We start from the raw sequence: 13059 nt of genomic DNA, 5'->3' as shown, positions 1-13059 counted from the left end.
CGGTAATGAAAGTCGCCATTGTCCACGATTGGCTGACCACTTGGGCCGGGGCAGAAAAAGCCCTGGCCGAATTGCTAGCCTGCTATCCTCAAGCAGAGATTTTCACCACGGTGAACTTCCTGCCCAAGGGGGAAATACCCTGTTTGGTTGGGCGCACCATTCATACCAGCTTTATTCAGAAGCTGCCGGGTGCAAAAAAACACTACCGCCGCTATTTGCCCCTGATGCCGCTAGCCATAGAGCAATTTGACCTGAAAGGGTTCGATCTCATCTTATCCAGCAGCCACGCAGTGGCCAAAGGTGTTATCTCAGACCCCGGCGCCCTGCACATCTGTTACTGCTACAGCCCTATGCGCTACGCCTGGGATATGCAGCACCAATATTTGCGCCAGTCTGGAAATGCGCAGGGGCTTGTTAGTTGGCTGATGCGCTGGCAGCTGCACCGGCTGCGTCAATGGGATTACATTAGCGCGCAACGGGTTGACCACTTTATTGCGATTTCTCATTACATTGAGCGACGCATCGAAACCTTCTACCGCCGTGAAGCGGCGGTTATTTACCCACCAGTAGCGGTAGAAAAGTTTCGCCACGACCGGCCGCGAGAAGCGTTCTATCTCACTGCATCGCGAATGGTGCCTTACAAGCGAATAGATCTCATCGTTGAAGCCTTTACCCAGACTCCAGAACGACAGTTAGTCGTTATTGGCGACGGCCCTGACTTCAAGCAGTTGAAAGAGAAAGCAGGCCCCAATATCACCCTGCTAGGGTTTCAGCCCGACAGAGTATTGATTGATTACCTAGAGCGAGCGCAAGCCTTTATCTTCATGGCAGAAGAAGATTTCGGAATCCTACCGGTAGAAGCCCAAGCAGCAGGCGCGCCCGTGATAGGTTATGGCGTAGGTGGCCTCAAAGAAACCATCGTAAACGGTGTGACGGGCCTACACGTAGCCGAGCAAAGTACTAGCGCACTGCTAACAAGCCTGGCGCACTTTGAAACCCGCCGCCAAGAAGACCCCACAGCTTACGCCCCAGAGGCGTGTGCACAGCAAGCAAAACACTTTGATCGCAGCGTTTTCAGCAACGAAATCACCACTTTTATAGCGCAAAAACGCCAAGAGCAAATGGCAAAAATATAAATAAAAACGCGTGAATCAATAGCTAAAGCTTAACAAGTGCTTGGTAAAGCTGGTGAGCAGAATACTCCCACGTATACTGCTCACTAATTGCCAAGCCTTTCTTCCCAAACCCTTCGCGCATGGCAGTATTGCTCAATGCCTCCTCAAGCACAGTGCGCATGTGGTCAATATCATTAGGGTTCACCAAAAAGCCTGACTCACCCACAATGTCTTGCATAGAGGTATTAAGGCTGGTTAACACCGGCACACCGCACGCCATCGCCTCAATAACAGGCATGCCAAACCCCTCATAAAGCGAAGGGTAAGCAAGCAGCCCGGCGCTAGCCACCAGTGAGGGTAAATGGCATTGGGCCACATAACCCATCATGATAAGCTCACCCGCCTCCTCTAAACGTGCCACGGTAGAAGCAGCAGCACGCTGATCGCCCCATCCGTCGCCCCCTATGCACACAATGGGCCAACGCTGGCGTAAAGCAATAGGCAACTGGCTATAAGCAGTTAAAAGCGCCGCGAGGTTTTTGCGTGGTTCTCGTGTGCCAAGGATAAGAATAAAGTTTTCCGGTAAAGAAAACGACGCCTTTACCTGCGCTTGTTGTGCGTCACTTAACGGCCTAAAAGCCTGACCCGCCGCAGGCGGAATCACATCAATCTGCGCTTTATCCAGGCCCGCATAAGTTGCTATTTCTGCCTGCATGGCATTAGAGATGGTCAAGATTTTACAGCCGCTTTGCAGCGTATGATCAATTTGCGTTGTGAGATAACTCACCCGAGCAGGTGGGTGCGAACTCGGCATCACAATATGAGAAAGATCATAAATAGTAGCTGCCCGTTTTCCCTCAAAAGGTTGCAAGGCTAACCCGGGTTCCCAATACGTATAGCCCTGCAACGGCTGAGTCAGCTTAGAGAATTGAAACTGCTGCCAACGGCTACGTAATGAATACCCAAATGGAAGCCTACGGGCCGCTCGTTTCAGGCGTGAACCTTTTAACCAGTGGGATGTCTCGCTTTGACGGTGGTCACTTTCCAACCATGCCAACGTAGAGGCCGTATTGAGAAGCTCGCCACCATGAGACCCTGCAAATGCTTCCAGCGGGTGTTGCTGCATTAAGCAGCCCAGTAACTGTCGTGTATAATGCCCCACGCCGCTAAGCGGCGGGTTAGCGCAATTAAGATTGGTTAGTAGTTTCATGGATAGTGCTACCACTCGGAATAGTAGGTAAAATTTTTTTAAACAGGGTGTTAGGAGATGAGTGTGGTGGAAAACAGAGCAACGAAACCGTACTTGGTGGATAACAATCCCGCGCTTAACATATATCGTCTTGAGCAACGCATGGAGGCAATGCTAAGCGAGCAACTGGTGGTACCAACGTCGGTCACGCCCTTGCCCAGTGCGCAACAAGAGCAGCGGCCCTCCATTGCCCGTCGCCTGCTTATCAAAATTAAAACCAGCCGCTGGGTAGTCGAATGGCTTCCCAGGCACCCCAAGCTCTACCGCTATGCCAGAAAGAGCTACCACATGCTCAAGCGGGTGGCTCGAAAAATTTCATAATATCAGTTGCTTAAGTGCGTGCTAAGCACAAGTGCTAAGCCGCTGATGAAAATAGCCAAGGCGCGTTATGATACGATAACGCCCCTTTACTTACCAAACATATAGGAAAAGCTAAGCATGGGTCTTAACGTATCAAAAACTGCGCTCATTACCGGAATTACCGGCCAGGACGGAGCCTATCTAGCACAGTTACTGTTAGAAAAAGGCTACCGGGTATGCGGTCTAGCCCCACGTAGAAGTTCTTCAGATGTCAACCTGTCGCGCTTAGAGTGGCTAGGTATTGAAAAGCAAGTAGAACTTTTTGACGGCGACCTTGGCGACTTAGGCAGCCTAATCCGCATCATGGAAAACTGCCAGCCCGATGAAGTGTACAACTTAGCAGCGCAGTCGTTTGTTCAGACCTCTTGGAGCCAGCCAGTACTTACCGGGCAAGTGACCGGTATCGGCGCGGTTAACGTATTAGAAGCCGTGCGCATTGTTCGCCCCCAAGCGCGTTTCTATCAAGCCTCCACTTCAGAAATGTACGGCTTAATTCAAGAGCCGATGCAAAGTGAGACAACCCCATTTTACCCCCGTTCGCCCTACGCAGCGGCCAAGCTGTATGCACACTGGATGACCGTCAACTACCGCGAAAGCTTTGGCCTTCACGCCTCCAGCGGCATTTTATTCAATCACGAATCACCGCTACGCGGCCTTGAATTCGTCACACGTAAAGTGACCGACGCCGTTGCTCGCATCAAGCTAGGGCAGCAAAAAGAGCTACGCCTGGGCAACATTGACGCTAAGCGCGACTGGGGCCACGCCCGCGACTACGTGAACGCCATGTGGCTCATGCTACAGCAAGACACCCCTGATGATTACGTGATTGCGACCGGTATCACCACCACTGTCCGAGACATGTGTGAAATCGCGTTCAACTATGTTGGACTCAACATGGATGACTACGTCGTGATTGATCCGCAATTCTACCGCCCGGCGGAAGTAGAAGTCCTGCTCGGCAACCCCAAAAAGGCACAAGACAAGCTAGGCTGGAAAGCCGACACAACGCTTGAAGCCATGATTGAAGAAATGGTCGAGGCAGACCTAAAGCGGCGGAGCAACTAATGCAATGCATGCTGGTGACCGGTGCAAGCGGGTTTGTAGGGCAGCATTTGCTGTCAGCGCTACAGCAAACATGGCCAACTGCTCAGCTGCATGCCACGACTAGTCAAGCAGCGTCTGCACAAAGGAGAGGCCTTGCCTCTCCGTGTGGGGCGGTACAGTGGCACGCCTTAGACGTGCGAGATGCCGCGTCAGTAACCCGCCTGATAAAGAGCACCCAGCCCGACGCAGTGATCCATCTGGCAGCGCAATCTCATGTGCCTACCAGCTTTCAACGTGCGCGCTACACTTGGGATGTGAACCTGATCGGCACGCTTAATGTGATAGAGAGCATCAAGCAAGCCTGCCCAAAGGCGCTACTGCTGAACGTTGGCTCATCAGACATGTACGGCGCAGCCTTTCGGAGCGGACAAAAAGTCACAGAAGCAACGGCCTTTCAACCGCTCAACCCCTATGCCGCCAGTAAAGCGAGCGCCGATTTAGCCGTAGGCCAATGCGCCGCCAGTGATCAACTCCGCGCAATACGAGCACGGCCCTTTAACCACACCGGGCCAGGGCAAACAGATGCCTTCGTATTAGCCAGTTTTGCCACGCAAATAGCGCTGATAGAGAGCGGCCATCAGCCACCGGTATTGCAAACCGGCGACTTAACCGCAGAGCGGGATTTTTTAGACGTACACGATGTATGCCAAGCCTACATAGCACTGCTACAGCTACCAGCTAACCAACGGAACGGCCTAGCCTACAACATCGCCTCAGGGCGTGCTGTTGCCATTGGCGAGTTACTGAAACAATTGCTGTCAATGTCGAGTGTTGTCATAGAGCACCGCCTAGACCCATTGCGCCAACGCCCATCTGATATACCGACGGTTCAAGCCAGCACAGACGCCATTCAGGCAGCTACCTCATGGCAGCCAAGCATTGGGCAAGAAGCCATGCTGCACCGTTTGCTAGAAGAGTGCCGTCAACGGCAACGCCAAGCGCCTTAAGCGAGTTAACCCATGAATTTGGCATTACTGTATCACTTAACCCGACAAGACCTCGTCGACCGCTACGCCGGATCAATACTCGGCGCCGCATGGACCTTCATCATGCCGCTGGTCAATATTCTTATTTTCACCCTAGTGTTCTCCCGCATTATGGGAATGCGCTTAGGTGAAATGGGAGTAGAGCTAGGCGAATATAGTTACAGCGTATATCTCGTTATCGGGGTGTTGGCTTGGAACTTGTTTGCTAACACCTTAACCCGCGTTACTCACGTCTATCACGATAAAGCGGCGATTATCGGCAAGGTCAATATCTCGCTGTTTTTTCTACCTTTATACATCCTGCTATCCGAGTTGGTGATTTATGTCATAGCCAACGCGTTTTTCCTGATGTTTCTATTTTTAATAGGTTTTGAATTTAGCTGGCACTGGGTCTGGTGGCCGCTAATACTGCTGGTTCAACAAACCCTGGCTTACGCAATTGGCATTATTTTTGCCACGTTGAGCGTGTTTATACGCGATATCAAGCAGTTTGTAGGCGTACTGACCCAGCTCTGGTTCTGGCTGACGCCGATTGTGTATGTCATCACCATCCTGCCCGAAAACTGGAAGCCTCTATTTTTACTAAACCCCTTCTATCACGTTGTTAACGCACTGCGCGATGTGCTGATGCTCCAAAGCACGCCCAATTTCGTGCCCCTGGCCAGCATTATGGTCATCTCCTCCATCATGTTATGGGCGGGCATGAAACTAGGCCATCGGCTTGAGCGTGATATTCGCGATTTCATCTAAGAGGTGGGCATGATCCAGGTAGATAACATCACCAAGCATTTCCGATTCTATGCCCGTCCATCAGACCGGTTAAGAGAAATCATCACCCGCAAGCCGCGCCACCACTCCCACAAAGCGCTAGACGGCATTAGCTTCACAGTAGCCGATGGAGAAACGCTGGGCATCTTAGGGCGCAATGGCGCGGGCAAATCCACCCTGCTAAAACTGCTAACCGGCGTACTGCTGCCGGATTGCGGGCACTTCAGCGTAGAAGGGCGGATCACCGGGCTGCTAGAACTAGGCACCGGGTTTGACAGCAACCTAACCGGAGCACAAAACATCCTAGCCAATGGCCTGCTGCTAGGGATGACGGTAAAAGAGATAGAAGCGCGCCGCCAATCGATTATTGATTTCAGCGAGCTAGGCAGCTTTATTGATGAGCCGCTGCGCACCTACTCATCAGGCATGGTCATGCGTCTCGCCTTTGCGATAGGCATACACGCCGACCCCGCCTGTTTTGTCATCGACGAAGCGCTCTCGGTAGGGGATGCCCACTTCCAGCAAAAATGTATGCGTCGCATCCGCGAATTTAGAGCGGCGGGAGGCTCCATTATTTTTGTCTCTCACGACCTAAACGCGGTCAAAATGCTTTGCGACAGCGTCATCGTATTGGAAAAGGGCCACGTGGTTTTCCAAGGGGAAGCCGAGGCCGCCGCCAACCACTACAACCGCCTATTAGCAGAAGACACCGACCTGGACGGCCAAGCTGTCCGAACTGCCCACTACGGCACCAAAGAAGCCACCATTGAGCACTGCGAACTCATCGGAGCCGAGAGCCAAGGCATAACCCTCACCAGTGGCGAGCAAGCGCAAATACTGGTGGACATACACGCCCACCAAGACCTTCCCGACATCACCCTGGGGTTCATGATTCGCGACCGTTTTGGGCAAGATATTTACGGCACCAATACCTGGTACCTCAACCAGCCGCTGCAAATGAAAGCAGGCGAGCAGCGCCGCTGTCGCCTTAACCTGGATATGTGGCTCGCGCCCGGCAAATACACTGTCACGCTGGCGCTGCACGAAAGCAGCGACCACACTCGGCGCTGCTACCAATGGTGCGACAACATTCTGCGTTTTGATATTGCAGGCATAAGGGGCCACAGCTTTGGCGGTGTTTGTCGGCTACCGCTCGACTGCCAGTTTGAACCCCTAGGCCCCCAAGGCACGACAGCCCAGGAAGGCACTCATGTTACTGAATAACAACCCCCAGCTGGACACGGCAGAAATAAGTACAAAAATTCGTCAGCGCATGAAAGGGCTGCATGAAGCTCCTGCATTGGTAGGGGAGCAGCATTGGCAAGCAAGCCTAGAAGGCAAAGTAGTCGCCCTTGGCAGCACCCACGAGCGCCACCTTGGCCAAGCAGCCAATTACGTTGGCCTGCTAGCACTACCCACGCCGCTGTTCATCGAAGAGAGCTATTACTACTTAACCGGCCAGCTACCCGAATACTCACAATACCAGCGGCACCTAGCCATTCTGTTAGAGGGTGAAGAGCGGGAAAGATGGCTGCTCAATTTAGCCAAGCAGCACAAGCCAACCGCTAAAAGCCTAACGCCACCGCCGTTACCTGGGTTAGAAAAAGGGCTGGCGAAAGCACGGCTTAAATATATGCCAAAACTCGGGCGCGTAATACGCATCGCCTGGAGCCTAGTCACGCTTGATAAAATACGTAGCCGCCTGCAGCAAGTCATGCACCTGCAGAATGCCCGTTACGATGCCCTGCTAGACCTGCACCGCCAACAAGCCCAAGCCATTGCCGCACTGCAAGCAAACCAAGGCAAGCTAGAAGCAGAAAACGCCATCTTGGCCCGACAGCTTTCTCAAGGGCTTTCTCAAGAACGCTCGCAACAATCCTCCTCACTGCAGCAAAGCAGCGTTGCGAGCGGCGCGCTTTCTAGCCACCAGCAAAATGGCGTTTCGTCGCAGCAGTCGCTTATGATGGAAGACACTCAAGCGAACCCCGAGCGCGATTTCTACCTAGCCCTAGAAGCGCGCTTTAGAGGCTCGCTCTCGGCCATCAGCGAGCTAATGAAAGAGCACCTGCCCCATGTCGCCAATACCAAACCGCTACAACAGGGCAAAGCGCTGCTAGACCTGGGGTGCGGGCGAGGTGAGTGGTTAGCCCTGGTAAAAGCAGAAGGCTACCAGGCTTGGGGGGTTGATCTAAATGCCACCAATGTCACCATCACCCGCCAGCGCGGGCTAGATGTGCGCTACGAAGATGCGCTCACCACCCTGGAAAACTGCGAAGAAAACAGCATCGGGATGATTACTTCGTTCCACTTGGTCGAGCACCTCAGTAACGAGCAACTACGTACCCTGCTGCGCGAAGCCCTGCGGGTGTTAGCCCCTGAAGGCACACTGCTATTAGAAACCCCCAACCCGCAAAACCTGCTGGTAGGAAGCTGTAATTTTTACCTAGATCCCACTCACGTGCGCCCCATACCTCCCGACTTTATGCAGTTCCTCGCAGAGTACAGCGGGTTTGCGCGCGCCGAGATACTTCCCCTGCACCCCGTCGATGACTCGCTACACCTTCCCGACGAAGGTGAAACATCGCGTCGAGTGAACCACTACCTATATGGCCCCCAAGACTACGCCATGCTTGCCGTGAAGGCCGCCGAGTCGAACACAACGGATCCCCAGGAGACACACGGATGACCCACGTAACGGCAATTCATCAATTTCACCACGGTGTCGACATCGGCGATGGCGTCACCAACAGCATGCTCTTTATTCGCAAATTACTGCGCAGTATGGGCTTTAAATCAGAAATTTTTGCAGTCAATATCCCCAGCCGCCTGCAATCCGTGGTGAAACCCTACCACGGGCTAGAAGCCTACTCCGCCGACACCACCCGGCTACTACAGCACCACTCGATGGGCCACGAACTAGGCGAGTGGATCAACAAACTCGCGATACCCCGCGTGCTGGTGTACCACAACATCACCCCTAGCGAGTTTTTTAGCCCCGGCAGCGACTACCGCCGCTACGCCGAGCTAGGCCGCGAACAGCTACGCCAATGGCGCGAAAGCTTTGAAGGCATGATAGCCGTTTCCGAATACAACGCCGAAGACCTCGCCGAGTTAGGCTACGCGCGGGAACAGGTCAGCGTGATACCGCTGCTGGTGGATATGGACAACCTCGGCACCAGCGAACCGCCACGTCCAGCACTCTCGCAAACCCTACACCCTTCGCTACATGTGCGCCCGGCGCTACTGTTTGTTGGCCGCATTGTAGAGAATAAGCGCCAGCACCTGCTGCTAGAGATGCTCTGGTACCTACACCGCATGAGCGAACCCAACCAGCAACCCCTCCCCATGCTGATCTTAGCAGGGGGCGGCGACACCACCCCTTACGGCCACTTTATTCGCCAGCGCGCCCACCAACTGCACCTGGATGACAGCCTCATCATGCCCGGCAAAGTAGATGACCAGCTGCTCCAGGCGCTGTACCAGCACAGCGACGCCTTTGTATGCGCCAGTGCCCACGAAGGCTTCGGTATGCCCCTGCTGGAAGCCATGGTGGCCGGTTGCCCCGTGGTAGCCATGAACACCAGCAACATTCCCCACACCCTAGGCGAGGGCGGCTTAGTGCTGAATGAGCAAGACCCCGCCACCATGGCAGCCGCTGTTGGGCTAATGCTGGAAGACTCCGCACTGCGCCGCAGCGTGCTGGAAGGCCAGCACCGCTCGCTAGGCCGTTACCAGCCTAGCCTACTGGCTGAACAGCTCAAAAGCTGGCTGCACACCACGCTCAACATCACCCCACCGGGCAGCACCACCGACGTACAAGGAAGCTAACGCGGCATGCAAACACTCACCGCTATCCACCAGTTTGCCGTTACCTGCACCCCCGGTGATGGGATAACCAACGGAATGCTGTTTATACAGCGTCTTGCCAAAGCATGGGGGTTACCTTCCAACATCTACGTGATTGATGCCCCCGAAATGCAAGGCAAGGTTGCGGACTACCAAAGCTACAACGTCCAACCCAACGATTTACTGCTGATTCACCACGGCAGCGGCAACCCGCTAGAGCAGTGGCTGCAAGCGCTGCCGTGCCATAAAGTGTTGGTGTACCACAACATTACCCCCGAGCGCTTTTTCAGCCCAGGGCACCCCGCCATTCCCGTACTACGCCACGGCAGAGAACAGCTCACCCACTGGCACACCTGGCTAGATGGCGCCCTAGCGGACTCAGAACAGAATCGCCAAGAACTGCTAGCAGCAGGTTTCCCAGAAGCCACCACCACCACGCTACCGCTACTGGTCGACCTGAACCGGTTCAGCGCCATTGGCTCGCCCTACGAAAGCAGCCAAAGCCAAAAAGCCCCCGAAGAGATCGCTAACCAACCCTACCGCCTACTATTTGTAGGGCGCTTGGCGGGCAATAAAAACCAGGCTGGCCTGCTAACCACCCTAGCCGAAATGCAGCAGCGTAGCGCCTGGCCCGTACATTTAACCTTGGTAGGCGGGGGCGATGCAGATATCATCACTGAACTAAAACAGCAGGCCCAGCAGCTAGGCATTGCCGAACAGGTCCACTTCACCGGCAAAGTAGACGACCCCACGCTGCACCGCCTTTACCAGCAAGCCGACCTCTACCTAAGCCTAAGCGAACACGAAGGCTTTGGTATGCCGCTGATAGAAGCCATGGCCTACGAACTACCGGTAGTTGCCTACGCCGCCCCCGAGAGTAGCATAGCCGACACCGTTGGCCCCGCTGGCCTACTGCTACAGCACAACGACCCCAGCGCTGCCGCCGTGGCCGCGCTAATGGTATTGGAAAACGCCAACCTGCGCGCCCAGCTGATTACCGCCCAGCGCGAACGACTGTACCACTTCTCACCGCCGGTGCTTGTTGAACAGCTCAACCGCTTTTTAGCAGGTCTGGGGTGGCAGGCGCCCAACCCGCCGCCTACGCTATCCAGCGGTTTACCGCCGCAGCGGGCTCTGCGTATCGAAGGGCCCTTCGATACCAGCTACAGCCTCGCGCTGGTTAACCGAGAGCTCACCCAAGCGCTGCTGAACCAACAAGTAGATGCAACTCTACACAGCACCGAGGGCAGCGGCGACTTCACCCCGGACCCGGCTATTTTTCAGCGCGTTCCCGCCCTTGCCAGCGCGTACCAACACGCGGCGCAGCCCGCCTGGTACCAAGCCGGGCTGCGCCTATGCTACCCGCCGCGTACCACAGAGCTAACCGGCAAACACCGTTTAATTCACACCTACGGATGGGAAGAATCAGTGTTTCCCCACGAACACGCCCAAGCCTTTAATGCCCGGCTCTCGGCGGTGAGCACCATGTCGCGCTATGTATCGCGGGTGCTGGCCGACAGCGGCGTGAAACTACCGCTACCTGTGACAGGCGTAGGCACCGACCACCTCACCGATATCGAGCCAGACTCAAAAGCCATTGCCCAATGGCTACCCGCGCCAACGGCAGAAGCCACCAGCAGCAAACCGCTCACTTTCCTGCACGTTTCCTCCTGCTTTCCGCGCAAAGGGGTGGATGTACTGCTGGCAGCCTGGGGCCAAGCCTTCACACAAGCCGATAACGTTCAGCTGGTGATTAAAACCTTCCCTAACCCCCATCACGATATTGCCGGGGAACTGCAAGCATGGCGGCAGCAGCACCCCCAAGGGGCCAGCATCACGCTGATTAACCAAGACCTAACCCCCCAGGCCATACGCGCGCTTTACCACCACGCCGATGTATTAGTCGCCCCCAGCCGTGGGGAAGGCTACGGCCTACCTATGTCCGAAGCCATGTGGTGCCGCCTGCCGGTAATTACCACCGGGGCAGGGGGGCAGCGCGATTTCTGCACGCCGTACACCGCCTGGTTAATTGACTACCACTTTGCCCGTGCCAGCACCCACATGGCCCAGTTCAACTCCATATGGGTAGAGCCAGACACCGTCCACCTTACCCAACTGATGGGCGAGTTTTACCAACAGCACCAACAGCACACCCTAGCGCAGTGGGCCCAGCCCCGCTGTGAGGCCGCTTATCAACTCATCAGCCGCCAACACACCTGGGCCGCTGTGGCCAAGCGCCAACAGCAAGCGATTAACGCGTTAGAACACCAGCCCCTGCTAGCCCCGCGCCCCAACATTGGCTGGGTAAGCACCTGGAACAGTAAGTGCGGCATTGCCACCTATTCACGGCTGCTTGCAAGCCCCGCGCTTGCCGAGCAAGTTACCGTGCTGGCAGACCACACCCACGCCCGCATTGCAGAAGATGCCCCCAACGTGGTGCGCTGCTGGCAACAAATTGAAGGCGACGGCAGCGGCGGCTATATCGAAGACCCGCTCGACAACCTACTGGCTGAAATACGCCAGCGGCAGCTAGATACCCTCATTATTCAGTTCAACTTTAGCTTTTTTGGCACCGCCCCCCTAACGCAATTGCTACACACCCTGCAACAAGAGGGCGTGCGCGTACTGGTGTTCTTCCACTCCACCGCCGATGTGACCTGGGGCACGCTAGAAAAAAGTCTCACCCAAATGGCGCCCGCCCTGCGTCAGTGTGAACGCCTCATGGTGCACAGCGTGGCCGATTTAAACCGCCTAAAAGCGATGCAGCTGCATGATAATGCCACGCTCTTTCCCCACGGCGTGATGGCCAACCCCACATTAGAGCCACCGGAAGACCCCCAATACCACGCCCTGCAAAACCGCACCGTAATTGCCTGTTATGGCTTTTTACTGCCCCACAAAGGCGTGCATGAGCTAATCGAAGCCTTTGCGCTAATCGCCAAGCAGGGCACTGCAGAAGGGCAGCCAGAACGCCACCTGCTGCTATTAAATGCCCTATACCCCGCGCCGCCCTCTGAACAGGAAGCCCAGCGCTGCCGCGACACCATTGCCCGCTTGGGGCTGCAATCTCAAGTCACCATGATCAATGCCTTCCTGCCGGATGAACAAACCCTAGGCTGGCTGCAAGCGGCCGACTTACTGGTATTCCCTTACCAGCACACGCAAGAATCCTCCTCTGCGGCGGTGCGTTGGGGGCTAGCCAGCGGCAAACCCGTTGCCTGCACGCCGCTAAACATTTTTGATGACGTAGCCGAAGCCGTTAGCTGGCTGCCGGGCACCGACCCCCACAGCATGGCACAAGGCATCGAAGCGCTCCTCAGCGATCCCGCCGCCCGCCAAGCGCTGCAACAGCAAGCCAAAGAGTGGGTGCGTGCCCACGATTGGCCGCGCCTCTCTCTGCGCTTAAAAGGGCTCCTAACTTCACTAGCTTGGCCGAAAGATGTGACAAATTAAGTAGCCACAAAGGTTGATTATGAAGGCGCCGCAAGGCAGGGTTAGGGCCATGCCGCGCCGTGTATCAAGGGTTTGCGCGGCGTAGTACGCCTTTGTTAAGTAATCGAACACTGTTCTTGCAAGACTGAGGTTTTTCCTTTTTACTGTATGGAGATTGGCATCGGTTGTGCTAGTCTAT

10 protein-coding genes are annotated in these 13059 nt (G+C 55.2%); 9 read left to right on the top strand and 1 reads right to left on the bottom strand.

Translation table 11 applies throughout. From position 1 onward, the window contains the following. Positions 1 to 5 precede the first annotated feature (5 nt). The gene (locus LG301_RS10810) at positions 6 to 1136 is read left to right on the top strand and encodes a glycosyltransferase (protein ID WP_404471174.1); all 1131 of its coding nucleotides are present in this window, start codon (positions 6 to 8) and stop codon (positions 1134 to 1136) included. A gap of 22 nt (positions 1137 to 1158) precedes the next feature. Here the strand turns inward: LG301_RS10810 and LG301_RS10805 are convergent, their stop codons facing one another. Beyond that, positions 1159 to 2325: a glycosyltransferase family 4 protein gene (locus tag LG301_RS10805; protein WP_404471173.1), complete on the bottom strand. Its 1167-nt coding sequence runs from the start codon at positions 2323 to 2325 to the stop codon at positions 1159 to 1161. Between the two features lie 57 nt (positions 2326 to 2382). Here LG301_RS10805 and LG301_RS10800 point away from each other — a divergent pair, with 57 nt between their 5' ends. The 8 genes from LG301_RS10800 to LG301_RS10765 all read left to right on the top strand — a co-directional run bounded on the left by LG301_RS10800 (position 2383) and on the right by LG301_RS10765 (position 12881). Then, entirely contained in the window at positions 2383 to 2685 is a 303-nt protein-coding gene (locus LG301_RS10800; RefSeq protein WP_404471172.1) for a hypothetical protein, read from the top strand. A gap of 117 nt (positions 2686 to 2802) precedes the next feature. Further along, the gene (gmd, locus tag LG301_RS10795; protein WP_404471171.1) at positions 2803 to 3789 is read left to right on the top strand and encodes a GDP-mannose 4,6-dehydratase; all 987 of its coding nucleotides are present in this window, start codon (positions 2803 to 2805) and stop codon (positions 3787 to 3789) included. Further along, on the top strand, positions 3789 to 4775 hold the full coding sequence (locus LG301_RS10790; protein ID WP_404471170.1) for a GDP-mannose 4,6-dehydratase: 987 nt from the start codon (positions 3789 to 3791) through the stop codon (positions 4773 to 4775). The genes gmd and LG301_RS10790 overlap by 1 nt, the downstream gene beginning before the upstream one ends. 12 nt (positions 4776 to 4787) lie before the next feature. Next, positions 4788 to 5564, top strand: coding sequence for an ABC transporter permease (locus tag LG301_RS10785; protein ID WP_404471169.1), 777 nt, complete (start codon positions 4788 to 4790; stop codon positions 5562 to 5564). A gap of 9 nt (positions 5565 to 5573) precedes the next feature. Next, the gene (locus LG301_RS10780) at positions 5574 to 6806 is read left to right on the top strand and encodes an ABC transporter ATP-binding protein (RefSeq protein WP_404471168.1); all 1233 of its coding nucleotides are present in this window, start codon (positions 5574 to 5576) and stop codon (positions 6804 to 6806) included. Then, a complete protein-coding gene (locus LG301_RS10775) occupies positions 6793 to 8268 on the top strand; it encodes a class I SAM-dependent methyltransferase (RefSeq protein WP_404471167.1) in 1476 nt (491 codons plus the stop codon). The genes LG301_RS10780 and LG301_RS10775 overlap by 14 nt, the downstream gene beginning before the upstream one ends. Continuing rightward, a complete protein-coding gene (locus tag LG301_RS10770; RefSeq protein ID WP_404471165.1) occupies positions 8265 to 9410 on the top strand; it encodes a glycosyltransferase in 1146 nt (381 codons plus the stop codon). Before LG301_RS10775 ends, LG301_RS10770 begins: the two co-directional genes overlap by 4 nt. A 6-nt stretch (positions 9411 to 9416) precedes the next feature. Further along, positions 9417 to 12881, top strand: a complete 3465-nt coding sequence (locus tag LG301_RS10765; protein WP_404471164.1) for a glycosyltransferase family 4 protein — start codon at positions 9417 to 9419, stop codon at positions 12879 to 12881. Positions 12882 to 13059 lie beyond the last annotated feature (178 nt).

The organism is Vreelandella venusta (assembly GCF_044809155.1).
GTDB lineage: Bacteria > Pseudomonadota > Gammaproteobacteria > Pseudomonadales > Halomonadaceae > Vreelandella > Vreelandella venusta_B.
This window is presented reverse-complemented; position numbering and strand designations above follow the sequence as displayed.

What these genes read in the sequence shown, in the direction of transcription:
- LG301_RS10810 (WP_404471174.1), top strand. Translation starts at nt 6, where the DNA reads ATGAAAGTCGCCATTGTCCACGATTGGCTGACCACTTGGGCCGGGGCA.
- LG301_RS10805 (WP_404471173.1), bottom strand. Translation starts at nt 2,325, where the DNA reads ATGAAACTACTAACCAATCTTAATTGCGCTAACCCGCCGCTTAGCGGC.
- LG301_RS10800 (WP_404471172.1), top strand. Translation starts at nt 2,383, where the DNA reads ATGAGTGTGGTGGAAAACAGAGCAACGAAACCGTACTTGGTGGATAAC.
- gmd (WP_404471171.1), top strand. Translation starts at nt 2,803, where the DNA reads ATGGGTCTTAACGTATCAAAAACTGCGCTCATTACCGGAATTACCGGC.
- LG301_RS10790 (WP_404471170.1), top strand. Translation starts at nt 3,789, where the DNA reads ATGCAATGCATGCTGGTGACCGGTGCAAGCGGGTTTGTAGGGCAGCAT.
- LG301_RS10785 (WP_404471169.1), top strand. Translation starts at nt 4,788, where the DNA reads ATGAATTTGGCATTACTGTATCACTTAACCCGACAAGACCTCGTCGAC.
- LG301_RS10780 (WP_404471168.1), top strand. Translation starts at nt 5,574, where the DNA reads ATGATCCAGGTAGATAACATCACCAAGCATTTCCGATTCTATGCCCGT.
- LG301_RS10775 (WP_404471167.1), top strand. Translation starts at nt 6,793, where the DNA reads ATGTTACTGAATAACAACCCCCAGCTGGACACGGCAGAAATAAGTACA.
- LG301_RS10770 (WP_404471165.1), top strand. Translation starts at nt 8,265, where the DNA reads ATGACCCACGTAACGGCAATTCATCAATTTCACCACGGTGTCGACATC.
- LG301_RS10765 (WP_404471164.1), top strand. Translation starts at nt 9,417, where the DNA reads ATGCAAACACTCACCGCTATCCACCAGTTTGCCGTTACCTGCACCCCC.